General features: G+C 66.1%; 17 protein-coding genes, 1 tRNA gene and 1 pseudogene. 7 read left to right on the forward strand and 12 right to left on the reverse strand.

All coding sequences use genetic code 11. The features are described 5' to 3' along the window. Positions 1-941: hypothetical protein (locus QGG57_05320; GenBank protein MDP7007588.1), on the forward strand; the 941-nt coding region annotated here is incomplete at its 5' end. 26 nt (positions 942-967) lie between these two features. After that, positions 968-2,461, forward strand: coding sequence for a sodium-dependent transporter (locus QGG57_05325; protein MDP7007589.1), 1,494 nt, complete (start codon positions 968-970; stop codon positions 2,459-2,461). Here QGG57_05325 and QGG57_05330 read toward each other — a convergent pair. From QGG57_05330 to QGG57_05345, 4 genes are read right to left on the reverse strand one after another with little or no spacing between them, the layout of a single operon-like run. Continuing rightward, on the reverse strand, positions 2,458-4,551 hold the full coding sequence (locus QGG57_05330) for a HEAT repeat domain-containing protein (GenBank protein MDP7007590.1): 2,094 nt from the start codon (positions 4,549-4,551) through the stop codon (positions 2,458-2,460). The two genes, QGG57_05325 and QGG57_05330, sit on opposite strands and share 4 nt — an antisense overlap. A gap of 52 nt (positions 4,552-4,603) precedes the next feature. After that, on the reverse strand, positions 4,604-6,460 hold the full coding sequence (gene dnaK / locus QGG57_05335) for a molecular chaperone DnaK (GenBank protein ID MDP7007591.1): 1,857 nt from the start codon (positions 6,458-6,460) through the stop codon (positions 4,604-4,606). 2 nt (positions 6,461-6,462) lie between these two features. Next, positions 6,463-6,999 carry a nucleotide exchange factor GrpE gene (locus QGG57_05340; GenBank protein ID MDP7007592.1) on the reverse strand — a complete coding sequence of 179 codons (537 nt, stop codon included), beginning with the start codon at positions 6,997-6,999 and terminating at the stop codon, positions 6,463-6,465. Positions 7,000-7,058: 59 nt separating this feature from the next. After that, positions 7,059-7,460, reverse strand: coding sequence for a hypothetical protein (locus QGG57_05345; protein MDP7007593.1), 402 nt, complete (start codon positions 7,458-7,460; stop codon positions 7,059-7,061). Between the two features lie 73 nt (positions 7,461-7,533). Between QGG57_05345 and QGG57_05350 the strand changes: the two genes are divergently transcribed. Then, complete coding sequence (locus tag QGG57_05350; protein MDP7007594.1) at positions 7,534-8,733, forward strand: aminotransferase class I/II-fold pyridoxal phosphate-dependent enzyme; 1,200 nt, start codon at positions 7,534-7,536, stop codon at positions 8,731-8,733. On the opposite strand, the gene QGG57_05355 is transcribed toward QGG57_05350, so the two are convergent. Next, the gene (locus tag QGG57_05355; GenBank protein MDP7007595.1) at positions 8,730-8,897 is read right to left on the reverse strand and encodes a hypothetical protein; all 168 of its coding nucleotides are present in this window, start codon (positions 8,895-8,897) and stop codon (positions 8,730-8,732) included. The genes QGG57_05350 and QGG57_05355 overlap by 4 nt on opposite strands. 98 nt (positions 8,898-8,995) lie before the next feature. Here QGG57_05355 and QGG57_05360 point away from each other — a divergent pair, with 98 nt between their 5' ends. Then, positions 8,996-9,973, forward strand: a complete 978-nt coding sequence (locus QGG57_05360; GenBank protein MDP7007596.1) for a malate dehydrogenase — start codon at positions 8,996-8,998, stop codon at positions 9,971-9,973. Here the strand turns inward: QGG57_05360 and pckA are convergent. Then, entirely contained in the window at positions 9,970-11,538 is a 1,569-nt protein-coding gene (gene pckA / locus QGG57_05365; protein MDP7007597.1) for a phosphoenolpyruvate carboxykinase (ATP), read from the reverse strand. The two genes, QGG57_05360 and pckA, sit on opposite strands and share 4 nt — an antisense overlap. 62 nt (positions 11,539-11,600) lie before the next feature. On the opposite strand from pckA, the gene QGG57_05370 reads away from it, so the two are divergent. Both QGG57_05370 and rsmA read left to right on the forward strand, forming a co-directional pair. Beyond that, positions 11,601-11,676, forward strand: a tRNA-Val gene (locus QGG57_05370). Positions 11,677-11,695: 19 nt separating this feature from the next. Beyond that, positions 11,696-12,415, forward strand: a pseudogene (gene rsmA, locus QGG57_05375) (16S rRNA (adenine(1518)-N(6)/adenine(1519)-N(6))-dimethyltransferase RsmA). A gap of 1 nt (position 12,416) precedes the next feature. Here the strand turns inward: rsmA and QGG57_05380 are convergent. From QGG57_05380 to QGG57_05405, 6 genes are all read right to left on the reverse strand, one after another. Next, positions 12,417-12,755: an SCP2 sterol-binding domain-containing protein gene (locus tag QGG57_05380; protein ID MDP7007598.1), complete on the reverse strand. Its 339-nt coding sequence runs from the start codon at positions 12,753-12,755 to the stop codon at positions 12,417-12,419. Further along, positions 12,748-13,425, reverse strand: a complete 678-nt coding sequence (rnhB, locus tag QGG57_05385; protein ID MDP7007599.1) for a ribonuclease HII — start codon at positions 13,423-13,425, stop codon at positions 12,748-12,750. Before rnhB ends, QGG57_05380 begins: the two co-directional genes overlap by 8 nt. Further along, on the reverse strand, positions 13,422-14,633 hold the full coding sequence (locus tag QGG57_05390; GenBank protein ID MDP7007600.1) for a DNA primase small subunit PriS: 1,212 nt from the start codon (positions 14,631-14,633) through the stop codon (positions 13,422-13,424). The genes rnhB and QGG57_05390 overlap by 4 nt, the downstream gene beginning before the upstream one ends. Next, the gene (locus tag QGG57_05395; GenBank protein MDP7007601.1) at positions 14,630-15,025 is read right to left on the reverse strand and encodes a hypothetical protein; all 396 of its coding nucleotides are present in this window, start codon (positions 15,023-15,025) and stop codon (positions 14,630-14,632) included. The genes QGG57_05390 and QGG57_05395 overlap by 4 nt, the downstream gene beginning before the upstream one ends. Then, positions 15,022-16,638 (reverse strand): phenylalanine--tRNA ligase subunit beta, encoded by a 1,617-nt coding sequence (pheT, locus tag QGG57_05400; protein MDP7007602.1) that lies wholly within the window; start codon positions 16,636-16,638, stop codon positions 15,022-15,024. The genes QGG57_05395 and pheT overlap by 4 nt, the downstream gene beginning before the upstream one ends. A gap of 161 nt (positions 16,639-16,799) precedes the next feature. Beyond that, complete coding sequence (locus tag QGG57_05405; protein MDP7007603.1) at positions 16,800-17,210, reverse strand: hypothetical protein; 411 nt, start codon at positions 17,208-17,210, stop codon at positions 16,800-16,802. A 56-nt stretch (positions 17,211-17,266) separates the two neighbouring features. Between QGG57_05405 and QGG57_05410 the strand changes: the two genes are divergently transcribed. Continuing rightward, a complete protein-coding gene (locus QGG57_05410; protein ID MDP7007604.1) occupies positions 17,267-17,872 on the forward strand; it encodes a LysE family translocator in 606 nt (201 codons plus the stop codon). The last annotated feature ends 13 nt before the right edge of the window (positions 17,873-17,885 follow it).

Consider the following 17,885-nt stretch of genomic DNA (forward strand, 5'->3'; position numbering starts at 1 on the left):
ACGAGGACCCGCCGCACGAGCTTTACATGGAAAACCAGGTCAAGGGACTGATGGCCGCCACCGGCTACGGGAACTGGAAGGACCAGGGTGGCTACAAGGTTTCGGGCGACTTCACTGACCAGCTTTACGGCATGCAGGGCTCATTTTCCTACACCGTCGAGCTGAACAGCTGCGGAAGTCAGGGAGGTCTGCAGGGTGGTTTCCACGCCGACCCGCTGCTCATCCGCCCCACCGTGCGGATGCACCTGCTGACCAACATGCATCTGCTGGACGAGTCACCCGAAGCCCGGATTGGGCAGATGTTCCCTGACTATGGAGACCTTAATGGCCCCGGAATCCACTCACCGGAGCAGACCCTGATGCCGTCGTTGACCCTTCTCTCGAAGGGGGAGAGCATAGGCTTCCAGTCCGACACCGAAGTTGACTTCGGCGACTACTACTCGGATGACAAGCTGCCGGTAAGGATTAAGGTAGCGAACGCCCAGTTCATGCTGAAGGATTCGCTGGTCCTGCGGTACCGGACGGCCGAAATGGTGGCCGGTGCCTGGAACGAATTGCCCATGTCCTGCATCGTTGACTGTGACCCGCGGGATTACTCGGATTTTAGCCCCAACCTCACGATTCCGCAACGTGAATCTGTCTTCCGGGCCTACATCCCCGCCACCGAATCCTCCACACACATCCAGTTCTACGCTGTGGCGCAGGACTCCCGCCTCGCTAACGAATTCGGTGGCGGTTTCGTCTACACCGGTTACGGAGCTGCCGCGCCTGTCAAGATTTTCGTCGACGACATCATCGGCTTCGGCAACTCTGTGCTGGACTTCATCGCAGTCGGCTTCATGATGGTCATCATCTACGGCGTCATCTGGGGCGGGCTCTACCGCATGGTGGACCTCGCCATCGCTGCGGAGCGGCGCAAGCGGGCGGAGGAAGACGGTTGAAAGAAACGGCCGCCGGAGGCGGCGAGGTGTTCTCCTCACGACTGGGGTTGATTCTGACCACCATCGGTGCCGCAGTCGGCACTGGCAATATCTGGCGCTTCCCGCGCGAGGCGGCCGCCAACGGAGGCGGGTCGTTCATGATTGGCTGGTTGCTCTTCCTCTTCGCGTGGTCGATTCCGCTGCTGATGGCCGAGTTCGCCATCGGCAAGAAGACGCGACTCGGCACCATCGGCTCGATGCGCGACATGGCGGGGCGCAACTGGACCTGGATGGGGATGTGGATGGTGTGGGTCGGCGTCGCGGTTGGATTCTACTACGCGGTCGTGATGGGCTGGACCATTCGCTACTTCTGGGTTGCGCTCTCTGGTGAAATCAACCTCGCGACCGATACTGAGGCGACAATGCTGATGTGGGAGAACTTCATCCACGATTCGCCGCTGGAAGTGGTCATGTTCCAGCTCATCGCCGTCAGCATCTCGGGGGTAATAGTCTACGGTGGTATCCGCGGGATTGAGCGCGCCAATACCATCCTGATTCCCTGCCTGGTCGGCTTCCTGATTATCGCGATGATTTATCCATTTATCCTCAACCCGTCGGGCGCGGCGACCGGCCTGCGCTTCCTCTTCATCCCACAGTGGGACTATTTCTTTAGGGGTGAAACCTGGATTCGGGCGCTGACGCAGTCGGCCTGGTCCACTTCGGCCGGCTTCGGGATGGCGATTACCTACGCCGTGGCGATGAAGAAGAAGGAGGACATCGCGCTCAACGCCTTCCTCACCGGCCTGGGCAATAACTCGGTCTCGCTGATTGCGGGTGTCGCCGTGCTTGGCACCATCTTCGCCATGTCCGAAACCACGGCCGACGGCCTCGCCGCAGTCGAGGCCGGCTCCTCCGGCTTGACCTTCGTCCACCTGACCGCGCTCTTCGCGGCGATGCCGGCGGGGCGACTGATGGGCGCCATATTCTTCCTGGCGATGTCGTTCGCCGCGCTGACGTCGATGATTGCGACTGTCGAGATTGCGGCGCGCAATTTTGTTGATATGGGCTGGGAGCGCAACGAGGCGGTGAAGTACATCTGCGTCGCCATCGCACTCTGCGGGTTGCCTTCAGCTTACAGCCTCGAGTTCCTTGACAACCAGGACTTCGTCTGGGGCACCGGGCTGATTGTCTCAGGGCTGATGGTGGCGGTTGTCGTGATGCGGTTCGGCACCAGCGAATTCCGCGAGACTTTCATCAACACCGAATACAGTGACCTCTACATCGGCAAGTGGTGGGAATACATCATCCGCTACGCTTTCCCCCTCGAGTTCGCGCTAGTCTTCGGCTTCTTCATCTACGAGAAATTGCAGGATAGCTCGTCTTCGCCGATTGGCGGCATGGACCTCGGGCTCTTCACAATCCTGACGATGGTGGTGCAATGGCTGATTATCATTTCCCTCTTCGCCTTCGGCTTCAACGACCGCGTCGCCGATAAAATCAAGGCCGGGCCGCTCACGGTCGCCGAGGCTGAGGAAGTCTAGGCCAGGATTACCGGCGCGCCGCAGCCGCCGCAGAACTTCTGCCCGGCCTCCAGCGCACCGCCGCACTGCCGGCAGCTAGTGGGCGCCTCCGGTTTGGCTGGCGTCGCGCTACCGCAGCCGCCGCAGAACTTCTGGTTCAGCGAGAGCGGTGAATTGCATTCGAGGCAGTGGTAGCCGGTATCGCTGCGCTCGACTCGCTCGCGCAGCCGGACGCCACACTTGCCGCAAATGCGGAAGTCGGACGGCAGGCGTGCACCGCAATTGTCGCAGTCGATGTGGAAGTGGCGAGTGACGACAGAGGTCTGCGTCTCCGGCACTACGGTCGCGCCGACTGCCGAGGCAAAGAGCTCGCGCGACTCGAATTCGGTCGAGTCATTCACCTCGACGATATCCTGTTTCTGCTGGTGGAAATTAGCTCCCTCGAAGCTGTGATAGACCACGTCCACCGTCAGCGGTACCAGCCCCTTGCCTTTCGGGTAGACCTCGATTTCCAGCGTGCGCTTCTCGGTCGCCTCCATGCCGTGCAACAGCGTCTGTCCACGCGTTGCAAAGCTGTCGCCGAAATCCAGCGTTATCTGCCGCGCGACCGCGCCGCCGATGTTTTCCAGCTCCAGCGACAGGACGCTCCAGTCGTCGGGAACCAGCGGGCTCTCGACCCGCCCTCGCAGGACGATATCGGGCCGTGATTCGACCGCCTGCTGCTGTGAGAGCAGGAGCGCCTGCTCTGCCTTCTCATGCGCTTCCTTGTAGCGCTGCTTTTCCAAAAGCTTCTCCGCCTCCGCCAGCAACGCTTCGGCCGCGGCGATCGAGACGCCTTTGTGGGAAACCGACTGGATAGTTGACTCGGCGCGGGTCAATGCCGCCTTCACCCGGTCACTCTCCTTCTCAGCACGCGCCGCGATATCTTCGGCGCGTGTGGAATAGTCCATGCATTTCGGGTAGTCACCGCGCCCGTACGCTTTCTCGGCGTCCGCCAGCAACTTATCTGCTTGACCGGTTGCGACGCCGAAGTTCTGCGCCGAATGGAGGACGCCGCGCGCTGATTCGAGCGCTGCGGACGCCTTCTGGAGGGCATCGTAGTCGAGCGAGGAGACCTTGATTTCCTCCATAGCCTTCGCCGCCGCGGTCCGCACAAGGTCGTCACCGTCGTTGAGCGCGTGCACCAGCGATGGCACCGCGTCCTTGATGAGGCTCATTTTCTTGCGCCCCATGATTCCCAGCAGCAGCGCCGCCTGTTCGCGAATCTCCCAGCGCTGGTGGCCAAGGTCATGCGCGAGGTGGCGCACCGCCGGGGCGAACAGTCCCGGGTCGCGCTCAGCCAGCGGCTGCGCGGTCAGGATGGCGTGCAGTCTCAGTTCCGGGTCGACCTTGCGTGCGGTCAGCGGCCGCAGCAGCAGCCGCGGCACCGCCGCGACGCCCGCCGCGCCGGCCGAAATCAGCATCAGCCCCGCCTGTTTCTGGATAGCAGAATTGCGGTGCCCGAGCAGCTTCACCAGCCGCGGTGCCGCGCGGGCGAGCGCTGCCGGCTGTTTTTCGGCCACCTGTTCCAGTAGTGCCAGCGCGTTCCGGACGGTCGCCGGCTTCCTCGAGCCGAGCTGCTTCGCCAGCTGCGCCGCTACCGCCGTGGGGGCGCGGCGCCCGAGGTCAGTAATCAGCTGCAACAGCGGTGCCTGGACTCCCGGCTGGGGGTTGTCCAGCCGCTCGACCAGCTTGGCCAGCTGTGGCAGCACCGCCTTAGGTTCCTGGCGGGCGACCTTGTCGAGCAGCTCCAGCGCAGTGGTGCGATTGTCCATGCGGGTGTCCTGCACCAGGCCCGCCAGCGGTCCGCTCGCTTTCGCGAAGCCTTTGGGATGGAGGTCGAACAGGTGCTGCAGCAGCAGCACCGCCTGATGGCGCACTGCGGGATTATCGTCGGAAAGCAGCTTCGTGACTTGCGGCAGGAACTTGGGAACCAGCCGCGGCACGAAGTGGTCATGCAGCTGGCGTACGAGGGTGATACGCCGGTCCGCCGAGGCTTCGGCGATAGACTTCAACCGCCGTTCAATCTGGGTTGCTTCATGAGCAGCCCTGATATCTTCGCCAACACCCATGGGAGTTACTCTCCCGCCATAGGACGCACTGCAGGATATAGCGTTTGCCCAGCTATTTCTCGTCGACTTCTTCGTAGTCAACGTCGACTACGTTCTCGTCGGCGGCAGGTGTGTCGCCCTCACCGCCGGGAGCCTGCTGTGCAGCCTCCTCGGCCGCCTGCTGGTACATCTGCTGGCCGACCACCTGCGAAGCGGTCATGTACGCCTCGCTAGCTGCCTTCAGCGCGTCGAGGTCGTCGCCCCGGATGGCCTCCTCGAGAGCAGGCTTCGCCGCCTCGATGCCCTTGCGGGTCTCCTCGTCGACCTTGTCGCCCAGTTCCTTGAGCGACTTCTCGGTGGCGTAAATCAGCGATTCGCCCTGGTTGCGCGTCTCGACGAGCTCGCGCAGTTTCCTGTCCTCCTCGGCGTGCGCTTCCCCCTCCTTGACCTTGGCCTCGATTTCCTCGTCGCTCAGGTTTGACTTGGCCTTGATTTCGATTTTCTGCTCGTTCCCGGTGCCCAAATCCTTGGCGCTGACGTTCAGGATACCGTTGCGGTCGATGTCGAACTTGACCTCAACCTGTGGTACGCCGCGCGGCGCGGGGGGGATGCCGGTGAGCATGAACTTGCCGAGCGTCGTGTTCTGCCCCGCCATAGTGCGTTCGCCCTGCAGGATGTGGATTTCGACGCTGGGCTGGTTGTCGGCCGCGGTCGAAAAGGTGTTCTGCTTGCCAGTAGGAATGGTGGTGTTGCGCTCGATGAGCGGCGTCATCACGCCCCCCTCGGTCTCGATGCCGAGCGTCAGCGGCGTCACGTCAAGCAGCAGCACGTCCTTGACGTCGCCCGCAATCACGCCGCCCTGCAGGGCCGCCCCCATCGCGACGCACTGCATCGGGTCGATGCCGCTCTCCGCCTTGCGGCCGATGATTTTCTCGAACCGTTCGCGGACAATCGGCATGCGCGTCGGCCCGCCCACCAGCAGCACGCGGTCGACGTCGCCCGGCTTGAGCTTGGCGTCCTTGAACGCCTGCTTGATGGGCTTGTCGCACTTGGCGAGCACCGGCTCGACCAGTTTCTGCAGCTTTGCCCGCGTCAGGTCCACTTCCAGGTGCTTGGGACCAGCCGAATCAGCCCAGATGTAAGGGAGATTGATGGTCGCCTTGACCGTGCTGGAAAGCTCGATTTTCGCTTTCTCGCCTGCGTCGCGCAGCCGCTGGAACGCAGCGGGGTCCTGCCGCAGGTCGACGCCGTTATCGGCCTTGAAATTCTCGGCCAGCCAGTCGATAATCGCGTCGTCCATATCGGTCCCGCCAAGGAGGGTGTCTCCCGACGTGGAGAGCACTTCGAAAACGCCTTCGGCCATCTCCATGATAGTGACGTCGAAAGTGCCGCCGCCCAGGTCCAGTACGGCGACCTTGTGTTCGCCCTCACGGTCCTGGTCGAGGCCGTACGCCAGCGCAGCCGCGGTCGGCTCGTTGATGATGCGCTCGACCTCGAGCCCCGCGATATGGCCGGCGTCCTTGGTCGCCTGCCGCTGGTTATCGTTGAAGTAGGCGGGGACCGTGATTACGGCCTTGCTGATTTCCTGTCCCAGATGCGCCTCGGCGTCAGCCTTGATTTTCTGCAGAATCATCGCCGAAATTTCCTCGGGCGAGTATTTCTTCTTGCCTATCTTGACGCGCTCGTCGGTTCCCATCTTGCGCTTGATGCGCATGATGGTGCGCTCGGGGTTGAGGACCGCCTGCCGCTTGGCCAGGTCGCCCACCAGCCGCTCGCCGTCCCTGGTGAAGGCGACGACCGACGGGAACATCTTGCCGCCGAAGGTCGACCCCTCGGCCGAGGGGATGATGGTCGGGCGGCCGCCCTCAAGGTGCGCCGCTTCCGAATTCGTGGTTCCGAGGTCTATGCCGATTATGATTTCCTTAGCCATTTTTACTCCGTTGTTTCAATTTCTGTTGCCGGTTGGGGTGTGCGGCTGACGATGACCCGCGCGGGTCGCAGCAGCTCGCCCTGCAGGAGGTAGCCCGGCTGGACCACCTCGATAATCGTTTCTTCCTCGAGGTCTTCACGCTCGACCGCGCTCAGCGCCTCGTGCAGTCGGTGGTCGAACTGGCCGGCGGGGTTAATCGCCTCAAGGCCCAGCGCGTCCATCGCCGCCTGTAGCTGTTTCTGGATTCCCGTCAGGCCAGCGACCGCCGCCTCGACGTCGGGGTAGCTCGCTTCCGCCGCCTGCGCCGCAGTCTCCAGCACTTCGAGGAATGGCGTCGCAACGGCGCCGCGCGCCCGTAGCGCATCGCGCGAGCGGTCGCGCTCGACCCGCTTGCGGAAGTTGTCGAAGTCAGCGGCGACGCGGTGCAGCTGCTCCTGCACTTCGCCCAGCTCCGCCTGCGCTGCGGCGAGCGGGTCTGCGACCTCCACTTCCGCCTCTTCTGCGGGCTCTTTTATGGCTTTCTTCGTCTTGCGTGGCATCGGTAGTCAACCTCAGGTTGTCAACCTGTCATTACGCCACTTTGGGCCTGTATATAAAATTACTTGAGTCCGAACCTGCGCCCTGCCTCGAGCGCGCGCTTCCAGTAGCGGCTCGGGAGCTGGTAGCGGCTCATCTGCTGTAGCTCGGTCCACTCGCGCTGAAAATTCGCCTTTGAGTTGACGGCGATTAGTTCTTCAAAGCGCGCCATGTACCAGCGCACCAGCCAGAGCTGGTAGCTGCTGACGGCGAGTAGCACGATGCCGAAGACCAGTGCCCAGATGTCGTATTCGCCCAGCGCCTCGAGGATGGCGCCCGGCGCCCAGCTTTCGGTGCGATACCATGTTCCAATGGCGCCCACCAGCGCCAGTGCGCCCGAAAGGATGGTGCCGACAGTCGCCAGCGCCAGCATGTTCTCGCGTCGCCATTCGGCGAAATCTTTGCGCCATTGCTCGAAGTCCATTGCCGCGGCACCCGGCCCGCCTTCAAAAAAGTGGCGTCCGAATGCTCTTAACAGCAGCGGGGGTCGCCGCGGCATGTCGCGCGTCGCCGCTCGCATGGGTCGCCTGGGCACCGAGACCGCTATGGCCATCTCGGTCGAAGCGGGTGCGCACGCGGCCGCCGGCAACCGCGTTTTCCCGTTCCATCTCGGCGACCTGAACCTGCCGACTCCCGCGCCGGTACGCGACGCAGCCAGCGCTGCGCTCGGGGCGGGCCACACCGGTTACTGCCCCGCGGCCGGGATTCCCGCGCTGCGCGAGGCGCTGGCGGCCGACGTCGGCGGGGCACGCGGGCTAGACTACGGCGCCGCCAACGTCTCGGTCCAGCCTGGCGGCAAGCCCACCATTGGCAAGTACATCGCCGCGGTGATGGAGCGCGGCGACGCGGTACTCTACCCCAACCCCGGCTACCCCATCTACGAGTCGCAAATCGAGTTCTTCGGTGGCGTTGCGCATCCCTACGGCTACGTCGATACGCCCGACGGGCTGCGGCTTGATTTCGACGCCATCGAGGCCGGCATCGCCGTCGGCGCGCGACATTTGTTCTACAATAACTACAACAATCCCACCGGCGCCTCTTCGCCGCCGGCGGAGATGGAGCGGCTGGCGCAGCTCGCCATCGAGCACGACCTGCTCGTGGTGAGCGACGAGGCGTACTTCGATATCCTGTTCGACGGCGAGCCGCGCTCGATTGCGAGCCTGCCGGGGATGCGCGCGCGGACGCTGATTCTCTACACCTTCTCGAAGAAGTTCGCGATGACCGGCTGGCGGCTGGGCAGTGCCATCGGCCCGCGCTGGCTGGTCGATGAAATCAACCGGCTCAACGTCAACGCCGAATCCTGCACCGCCCATTTCGTCCAACACGCTGGCGTCGCTGCGCTGGCGCTGTCGCGGGACGCGACAGCGCCACTCGTCGACCGGCTGCGCGCGCGGCGCGACCGGCTGGCGGGGCTGCTCAACGACATCGACGGTGTTTCCGCGCACCTGCCGGAGGCGGGTTTCTACCTCTTCCCGCGCGTCACCGGCCTGCTGCAGCGCACCGGCTTCGACGACCCCGAGGAGTTCCGCAAGGCGGTGCTGGCGGAAACGGGGGTCAGCTTCTGCGGCCGGCACCACTTCGGGCGGCCACTGCCGGGCGAGCGCGAGCATTACCTGCGCTTCGCCTTTTCCGGGATTTCGCTGGACGCCCTCGCGGAAGGCGCCGCGCGGCTCGCGGAGTGGGCTGACAGCCGCTAGGCGATGGTAATGGCGACCTTCTTGATGAGGACCTCGTCACCACTCTTGACGAAGGTCACGTAGGTTTCGCCAGCAACCAGGTTGAGTTCCTCCTCGACCCAGCGGGGAAGGTAGATGCGCCGGTTCATGTCATACTTCTTGACGTCGGTAACGGCTGGTGCCATGCCTTGCCACCCCTTGTGGCCTAAAAGGGTTATGTGCATTTAGGGTGTTTGACAGGCGGGCGAGGATTGCCTTTATCTCATCCCCGCAGTCGCCCGTTATGTCCTCCGCAACCACGGTCGCCGTCACCGGTGCCGCCGGCCAGATTGGCTACAGCCTGCTGCCGCGGATTGCCGCCGGCGAGATGTTCGGCCCCGACCGCAAAATCCGCCTGCAATTGCTCGAAATCCCGCCGGCACTCGACGCGCTGCGCGGAGTCGCGATGGAGTTGCAGGACTGCGCCTTCCCGCTGCTCGAAGAAGTCATAACCACGACCGACCCCGACATGGCGTTCGGTGGCGCAAACTGGTGCCTTCTGGTCGGCAGCAAGCCACGCGGTCCCGGCATGGAGCGCGCCGATCTGCTGCTCGAGAACGGCCGCATCTTCGTCGGACAGGGCGCAAGCATCGACGCCCGCGCGGCCGCCGACTGCCGCGTCGTCGTCGTCGGCAATCCCTGTAACACCAACTGCATGATAGCCGCTGCGCAGGGCTCACGGCTCGGGCCGGAGCGCTACAGCGCGATGATGCGGCTCGACCAGAACCGCGCCACGGCGCTGCTGGCGCAGAAGGCGGGCGTCGCCGTCGGGGAAGTCAGCGACGTCATCGTCTACGGTAACCACAGCCCCAGCATGTATCCCGACGCGACCAACGCGCGCATCGCCGGCCAGCCAGCCCCGGAGGTCATCGGCGACGGGGAGTGGCTGCGCGGCGAGTTCCTCGAGACTGTTGGCCAGCGCGGCGCAGCAATCATCGCCGCGCGCGGCCTCTCGAGCGCGGCCTCAGCCGCCAACGCATTGGTGGACCACGTTCGTGCGCTCAACACACCCGGCAAGACGCTCCACGGCCTGGCGGTCTGCTCGCGCGGTGAATACGGAATGCCGCGCGGCGTCTGGGCGGGGCTGCCGGTGCGCACCGCCGCCCCCGGAGTCTTCGCGGTGGTGGAAGGTATCGAGCACGATTCTTTCGCCCGCGACGCCCTCGAGAAGACGGGTGCCGAACTGGCACACGAGCGCGAACTGGTCGCTGATTTTCTTTAAATATCGGTCTTCGGGAACGCCGCATCCAGGCCGGCGTGGTCGCCATACTGCGCGAAGTTGGTATTGAAGAGCTGTGCCAGCTCCCGCGCCTTGGTATCGTAGGCGTCGCCGTCCGCCCACGTCGCGCGCGGGTCGAGCAGTCGCGAATCAACGCCCGGGACCGCCTGCGGCACCAGTACGCGGAAAACCGGGTGCGGGGCGAACTCGGCGTCGCTGAGTTCGCCGCCCAGAATGGCGGCCAGCATGCGCCGTGTGTCGGCCAGCGCCATGCGCTGCCCGCTCCCGTAAGGCCCGCCGGTCCAGCCGGTATTCACCAGCCACGCCTGCGTCGCGTGCCGCTCCAGCTTTTCGCCCAGCAGCTTCGCGTAGGCGGCGGGGTGCTGCGGCATGAAGGGCGCGCCGAAGCAGGTCGAGAAAGTAACGGTCGGCTCGGTGACACCGCGCTCGGTCCCGGCGACCTTGGCGGTGTAGCCGCTCAGGAAATGATACATCGCCATTTCGGGCGTCAGCTTCGCGACCGGCGGCAGCACGCCGAACGCGTCGCATGTCAGGAAGATGACATTGCGCGGATGGCCGCCGCGGCCTGACGGCTCGGAGTTGGCGATGTGGTCGAGCGGGTAGGAGACGCGGGTGTTCTCGGTAATCGAGCCGTTAGCGTAATCGACGCTGCCGTCGTCACGCACGACGACGTTCTCGAGCAGCGCACCGGGCCGGATGGCGTCGTAGATTTCCGGCTCGCGGGCGCGCTCGAGCTCGATGGTCTTGGCGTAGCAACCGCCCTCGAAGTTGAAAATTCCGCTGTCCGACCAGCCGTGCTCGTCGTCGCCGATGAGTCGCCGTGCGGGGTCGGTCGAAAGCGTCGTCTTCCCGGTGCCGCTCAACCCGAAGAAGAGCGCGGTGTCGCCGTCGCCGCCGACGTTGGCCGAGCAGTGCATCGGCATCACGCCTTCGAGCGGCAGCAGGTAGTTGAGTACGGTGAAAATTCCTTTCTTGATCTCGCCGCCGTATTCGGTGCCGCCAATCACGATGAGCCGCTGTTCCAGGTTGACGGCGATGAAAATCTCGGAGTTCAGCCCCAGCTCTTTCCAGTCGTCGGCGCGGGCGGAGATGGCGTTGAGCACCGTGAACTGCGGCGCGAAATCGTGCAGCTCCTCGCGCGACGGGCGGATGAACATGTTGTGGGCGAAGTGCGCCTGCCACGCGCGCAGCGTCACGACGCGCAGCGGCAGCCGGTAGCGCTCGTCGGCGCCAGCGTAGCCGTCGAAGACAAACAATTCTTCGTTTGTCATCGCCTCGCGGACGAGCGCATGCAGCCGCTCGAACGCCTCCGGCGCGAGCGGCTGGTTGACCGCGCCCCAGTCAATGCGCGCTTCCGACGGCGGCTGCCGCACGAAAAAGCGGTCCTGCGGCGAGCGGCCGGTGTAGATGCCGGTGCCGACCGCGACGGTGCCGGACTCGGTCGCGACACCTTCGCCGCGGTGCAGCTCCATATCGCGGTAATCCTGCTGCGAAAGGTTGCGGTGCACCAGCTTCGGCGAGAGCCCCAGCTCGCCCGCGAAATCCATGGCGGCGGGACCAGAGCGTGCATTAAATAGTTGGGTGTCCCGTCGGGCGGGCGCTTATCTGCGGGCCGGTGGTCTAGGGGTTATGACGTCGCCCTTACAAGGCGAAGATCGGCGGTTCAAATCCGCCCCGGCCCACCAATCCCCACGCCGCCGCAAGGCGCTGGGGCAGCACTTCCTCGTCGACGAGAACCTCGCCGACCGCATCGTTGCTGCCGCCGAAATCGCCCCGGGCGAGCGCATCCTTGAAATCGGCCCCGGCCGCGGCGTCCTGACCGAGCGGCTGGCGCCGCTTGGCAAGCTGGTCGCGGTCGAGAAGGACCGCTGGCTGGCGGCGGTGCTGCGGCAGCGCTTCGGCGACGCGTTAACGCTCATCGAAGGCGACGCGCTGGAAGTCGAGCTGCCGCCGTCGGACGTCGTCGTCGCCAACCTGCCCTACGCCATCTCGTCGCCGTTGCTGTTCCGCCTCTTCGACGTCGAGTGGGGGCGGGCGGTGCTGATGTTCCAGGAAGAGTTCGCCCGCCGGCTCGCCGCTTCGCCGGGAACGAAGGCGTACGGTCGCCTGTCGGTGATGGCGCAGCACCACGTCGCCTGCCGCAAGCTGTTCCGTGTCTCGCGCACCGCGTTCCTGCCGCAGCCGCGGGTGCATTCGCTGGTGGTTCGGCTCGAGCGGCGCGCGCCGGACTACGAAGTCCGCGACTTCGCCATCTTCGAGCGCGTCGTCGCGACGCTGTTCCAGCACCGGCGCAAGACCGTCCGCAACGCGCTGCGCCTCGAGTTCCCCGACGCGGCGGTCGAGCGGCTGCCGCACCTGCAAGAGCGCGGCGAAGTGCTGACGCCGGCGCAGATGGCGGGGCTGGCGGACTTGCTATCGGGCTGATTCAGAAAAACTTCTTCATCATCAGCAAATCGCGGAAGCTCGCCTTCACCTTCAGCTCGCCCTTTGTGTAAGCCTTGATGGGCGAGAGCTCGCGCTTCAGTAGCGCCAGCAGCGTGGCCGCGCTCGCCTTGACGACCACGTCGGCGTCGGTCGAGTCGCCCTCGGCGAACTGCGGCAGGCTGCCGCCCTCGAGCCGCGCGATGAGCGTCGGGCCGTCGATAATGATGATGGCGACGGTGCGGTCGTTGCCCTCGACCAGCTTCGCGAAGCCTTCGTCCTCGGCGACGCGCACGTTGAACGCGGCAGCCTTGGCCTGCAGCTTCTCCAGCATTTCACTCATCGTCGGTTCCGAAGTCGTCCAGCGTTACCCGCGGCTCCAGTCGCTCGAGCGTCTTCCAGCTTTTGCGGGTGCCGGGGGGCCACTTCCCGCGCTCACGCCGGTATTCCTTCAAAAACGTGATGGTCCGCTCGTCGGATGGATAGCCGCTGCCGCATTCGCCCAGCTCCTCGCGTAGCCGCGCCATCGCCGCCTCGCGTGCCTCCTTGGCCAGGATTGACGCCGCTGCGGCGGCCGGGATGTTCTGGTCAGCTTTCGTTCGCGCGATGACCTGGCACTCCAGACCGGGCGGCAGACGGCCGCTGATGCGGGCGCCCACCTTCTCGCCATCCAGCTCGGGCGAATCGACGAACGCCACCGTCGGCGCCAGCTGCGCAATCAGTCGCGCGAAGGCGCGCTCCTCAAGCCGGTTGAGCCCCCCTTCGGCGACGAAGCGGTCGATGGTCTCCGGTTCAATGAGTTCCACCGCGCATTCGCAGCTCTGCCGGATGGCAGCGGCGAGCTCGGCTCGCCGCTGCGGCGAGAGCTGCTTCGAGTCGCGCACGCCGAGTGCCCTGAGTGCCTCTTCGTCGTCGGTCGCGACAATCGCGACCGCCATCGGCCCCAGCACCGGTCCGCGCCCCGCCTCGTCGAGTCCGGCGACCAGCCCCGGCCTTTTCGCGTCGTCATTCACGCCTCAACCTCCAGCGTCGCAAAGCCGCGCGCCATGAAGTAGGCGCCCTGCGCCGCGGGCAGCTCGACGACTTCCCCCGGCTCCAGCGCCGCAATATCGCCCATCGCGACCGGGTGCTTCACTGCCGACCGCACTTTTACGGGCGCGTCGCCCAGCACGGTCGCCTGCCGGTAGGGGTCGAAGTCGCGCAGTTCGTTGAGCGTCACGCTGCGTGCCAGCAGTCCCGTGCCGCCATGGAGCGTCCCCGGCAGCCGGATGAGTCGATGCAGGTCCCCCGTCACCGGCTCGTCGGCGTGCACTGCGCATGCGCTGAGCGCCGCGTCGCGCAGTGCAGTTTGTGCGCGGCGCGGCAGCGCGTCGAAAACTTCCTGCGGTGTGCCGTCGAGCTGCGCCTGCTTTGCCAGCTTGGAGCCAACGCCCGGCAGCGACTCCAGCCGCGCCAGCCGCTCCTTCGCTGGGAGTGCCTGCGCCTCCTCGAGCCATGCGCTCGCGTAGCGCGCGACGCGTCCCTGCCAGCCCGGCGCGTCGGTCGCAGGTAGCCGTAGCTCGCCCGTCAAGTAGCGTTTGTCGCCATACTGCCGCGTGTGGCCCGCGTCGACCAGCAACCGCTCTTTGTCGGCATCGAGCCCGGTCAGGTAGTCGGCCAGCTCGCGCCGCGCCCCCGACGGCAGCTCAAGCACCGCCGGCGCACGCACGTGCACGTGGTAGCCGCGGCCGCCGCTGAAGACCAGCTGCAGGTCCTCCAGCGCAAGGCCAAGGTCGCCGAGCAGGAAGTCCTCGGCGAGCCGCACTGCCTGCCCGCGGGTGATTTCCATTAGCGCCCCGAAGCTGGTCTTCCCCTGCTTGAGCAGCTCCATCTCCGGCAGGTGGTCAGCATCAAGGTCGAAAATCAGGTCGGCCGCCTGCCACTGCTTTTCGTCCATCTTGCCGGCCGACGGGTGCGCGTAATACGCCACGGAGTGATAGACGTGCGCGGGCGCCTCGCGCGCCAGCTTCGCCTGCAGCTCGCCCTCGCTGCGGAACGCCAGGTGGCGTTGCATCAGCTTGCCGCCCCAGCCGAGCATCCCCCACTCGCGCGCGGTGAACCGTGGTGGCAGTTCTGGCTCAGCCGTGGCGTAGAATTCGCGGAAGCGCGCCTGCAGCCACTCCTGCGTGTAGCGCAGCGGCAGGCTCGCCTTGTGCTTCGCGATGTCCTCCTTCAGGCTCATTTCAGCGCCGACTCCCACTTCTTTCGCGCGCCGCGCACGGTCAGCAGCCCGACGCGCAGCCGCTGGCCGAACGTGAATTCCCACGGCCGCCGCGGCAGCCCTTCGGCGAAGGCGGCGAGCAGCTCGCGCCGCGGTTCCGCGTCGCCCCGCGCCTCGAGCCAGGTGACGCTGCCGCTGCTGCCGGGCGTCTCGGCCCAGAGCTCCAGCAGCAGGTCGCCGTGCGGGATTTCGTAGCGGAAGAGATGTGCGGCGCGCTGGAACGGGATTACCAGCGCTACCTGCGTGAAGGCGCGCGTATCGTCGCTGCGGCTGTATTCCCACCCGAGCCGTTCGAGCGTTGCACGCAGCGCGGTGGCTGCCGAGCGCGGCTCGAAGCAGACCGGCAGCTTCACCACAGCACTTCGCCGCCGATGGCGGGATACCCCAGCTCGCAGCCCTCGAGCACGCGCGGGTGGATTTCGCCGAAAACCAGCGCGTCGCCCAGCGACGCGCAGCGGCCGGCGATGAACATCCCGTCCTCGACCGGCTGCGTATCGCCCGCGATGCCGAGCCGCTGTGCGACCGCCACGGCTGTCGCGCGCGCCTGCGAAAACGGGGCGCGGCTGTTCAGCTCGACCCAGCCCAGCGCCAGCCGGTTGGCGTGGTCGCGCACGACCCAGCCGACCTCGAAGATGCGCTGCGGCAGCTCGTGGTGCCGGTTGGTGCGCAGCAGCTCGAGCAGTCCCGGCAGCAGCGCCGGCCGCAACAGGTGGTATTCCTCGCCGACCGGGTTCGCAACGTGCGCCTCGCCTGCCGGCTCGCGCGCCGGCAGCTCGTGCTGCGCGCGCGCCGAGCTCAACGTGAGCGAAACCACTTCCTGAAATCCAAGCCCGAGCAACGCCTCGCGGCATTCGCGCTCGCGCTGGCGCGACGCGGTCTCGCGGCCGAAAGTGGCGAGCTGAGGCAGCTGTTCGGGGATTTCGTCGTATTCGAGCCCGATGGCGAGCTCCTCGAGCAAATCCACAGGGTGCAGCAGGTCCGCTCGCCAGGCGGGCACCTGCACAATCCACTCACCGTCGCGCAGCACCCCCTCGAGCCCGCAGCGGCCGAACGCGCGGCGCACCTGCTCCTCGCCGGGGTCCCAGCCGAGCAGCCGCGTCAGGTAATCGTGGTCGGCGCGGTGTTCGCGCGGCGCCATGTCGGGGACGATGTATTTCTCGCTCGGGTAGCGAATCTCCAGCGCCTCGGCACTCCCGCCGCGCTCGACGAGCGCGGCGGTGACGATGTTCAGGCAGGTCTCCACGGCCTGCCGGTCCAGCCCCTGGACGTCAATCAGCACGTCCGTGGTCGCTTCGGAGAGGGCGGTCAGCTGGCCGTTGATAATCGGCGGCATCGAGAGCACCTGTTCCTGCGAGTCGACAATCAGCGGGTAGCGCTCTTCATCGGCGATGATGTGCGCATACGCGACGCCTTTCGGATGCTCCTGCAGGATTTCCTCGGGCGTCATAGGCTCGTCGCAGCCGAGCGGGATGAAGGCGGGTTCGTGCGGCGAGCAGCCGTAGAAACGGAAAGGCGGCTTGAGTGGCGCCATATCATGGATGCCGATGGACGCCTTGCGGCGGCGGCGGCCGAGCGTGACGTGCAGCTTCTCCTGCAATTCCATCAGCGACCGCAGCGCCACGTCGTCGAGCGTCACGCCGCGGACGATGCCGCCCAGGAACCAGGGGCGGATGTCGGTGATGCTCGGCTCGACCGAGAGCCATGTTTTCGGCTTCGCGACGGCGCAGCGCGTCAGCCCCGGCGCCTGCCCCGTGAAGGCGCGCAGCGCCCGCGCGACGCCTTCGGTCGAGAGCAGGTCGGGTCGGTCGGGGAAGAACTCGATGACCGTTTCGCGGTCGCCAATCTCGTCGGGGTCGGCGCCGAGCAGCGGGATGGTCTCGCGCAGTTCCTCGGTCGAAAGCGGCTGCGGCAGCAGCCGGTTCAGGTCTTCAAGGTCGATGGTGATAACCGGCATCGGGTAAACCACTCCAGCGGGGCTTTTAGCGCTACTTGTTGCGGCGGCGCTCGCGCTTGCGGCGGCGCATCTTCTTCTTGCGCCACTTCCAGCGCTGCTGGCCCTTCTTCTTCCAGACGCGGGAGCTCCGTTTCATGCCTGAGAGTGGGCGCACCCAACCGCCCTATTAAAAGTCAGACCTTCGCCAGCCAGCCCGGCCGCGGTTCGCAGAGCGTGCCGTCGGCGAGCAGCGCCGCCAGCATCTCGCGCGCCCGCTCCTCCGGGATGCGCGCCGCGCGTGCCCGCGCCAGCAGCGCCTCCTCCTCGATTTCGCCGTCGGGCAGCGCCGCGAGCAGCCGCGTCCGCATGTCGCCTTGCGGGGGCGCCTCCGACGGCGCTGCTTCTGCCCGCAGCGCCGGTGCCGCGAGTTCGTTCCTGACGCGCGCGATGGCGCCCGCCAGTTCCGGCTGCGAATCGCACCGCTCCCAGATGCGCACTTTCGTCAGCACCATGCGGTAGCCGCACCGCTGGCAGCCGGCGCTGCGGTGCGCCAGCTCGACCGACCGCACGGAACGGCATTTGGGACAGGCGACGACGCCGAACACGGCTCGGGAATGCGCCGGCCGCATAATGTTTTCACCCACTCCGCCTCCGCGTCGGCATGGAGCTGGCGGTGCTGGCGCAGATTGGCGCAGTCTGCGTGCTGGGGGCGATGTCACCCGGCCCGAGCCTCGCCGTCGTGCTGCGCAATACGGTCGCCGGCGGGCGGCTGCGCGGCGTCATGACCGGGCTCGGCCACGGTATCGGCTTCTTTTTCTACGCGCTGCTCGCCGTCTCGGGACTCGCAGCGGCGATGGACGCGAGCGACGCCGCCGCCCGCGCGTTGCAATGGGGCGGCGCGGCGGTGCTGGTTTGGCTCGGCTGGCAGTTCCTGCACTCCGACGGAGTGGTGGCCGACGAGCACGACAGCGGCGGTCGCGAAGGCTTCGTGGCGGGCTTCCTCGTCGCGTTCCTCAACCCGAAGATACTGGCGTTCTTCGTCGCGGTCTTCTCGCAGTTCATCGAGCCCGGGCTCCCGGCAGGCGACCGGCTGGCGGTCGCGCTGCTCGCCGGCACCATCGATGCCAGCTGGTACATGCTCGTCGCGACCGCGATTGCCGGCACGCCGCTACTCGACGCGTTGCGGCGCCACGCGCAGGGCATTGACCGCGTCGTTGGCAGCGCGCTATTGCTACTCGCGGGCGCGCTGCTGCTGCGCCTCGCCTGACGGCAAAGCGTTT

Source organism: Candidatus Poseidoniia archaeon (genome assembly GCA_030748895.1).
Taxonomy (GTDB): Archaea; Thermoplasmatota; Poseidoniia; order MGIII; family CG-Epi1; genus UBA8886.

Excerpts from the sequence above, each read along its gene's own strand:
- QGG57_05330 (MDP7007590.1), bottom strand. The coding sequence starts at position 4,551 with ATGGGTGTTGGCGAAGATATCAGGGCTGCTCATGAAGCAACCCAGATT.
- dnaK (MDP7007591.1), bottom strand. The coding sequence starts at position 6,460 with ATGGCTAAGGAAATCATAATCGGCATAGACCTCGGAACCACGAATTCG.
- QGG57_05340 (MDP7007592.1), bottom strand. The coding sequence starts at position 6,999 with ATGCCACGCAAGACGAAGAAAGCCATAAAAGAGCCCGCAGAAGAGGCG.
- QGG57_05345 (MDP7007593.1), bottom strand. The coding sequence starts at position 7,460 with ATGGACTTCGAGCAATGGCGCAAAGATTTCGCCGAATGGCGACGCGAG.
- QGG57_05350 (MDP7007594.1), top strand. The coding sequence starts at position 7,534 with ATGTCGCGCGTCGCCGCTCGCATGGGTCGCCTGGGCACCGAGACCGCT.
- QGG57_05355 (MDP7007595.1), bottom strand. The coding sequence starts at position 8,897 with ATGGCACCAGCCGTTACCGACGTCAAGAAGTATGACATGAACCGGCGC.
- QGG57_05360 (MDP7007596.1), top strand. The coding sequence starts at position 8,996 with ATGTCCTCCGCAACCACGGTCGCCGTCACCGGTGCCGCCGGCCAGATT.
- pckA (MDP7007597.1), bottom strand. The coding sequence starts at position 11,538 with ATGGATTTCGCGGGCGAGCTGGGGCTCTCGCCGAAGCTGGTGCACCGC.
- QGG57_05380 (MDP7007598.1), bottom strand. The coding sequence starts at position 12,755 with ATGAGTGAAATGCTGGAGAAGCTGCAGGCCAAGGCTGCCGCGTTCAAC.
- QGG57_05390 (MDP7007600.1), bottom strand. The coding sequence starts at position 14,633 with ATGAGCCTGAAGGAGGACATCGCGAAGCACAAGGCGAGCCTGCCGCTG.
- QGG57_05410 (MDP7007604.1), top strand. The coding sequence starts at position 17,267 with ATGGAGCTGGCGGTGCTGGCGCAGATTGGCGCAGTCTGCGTGCTGGGG.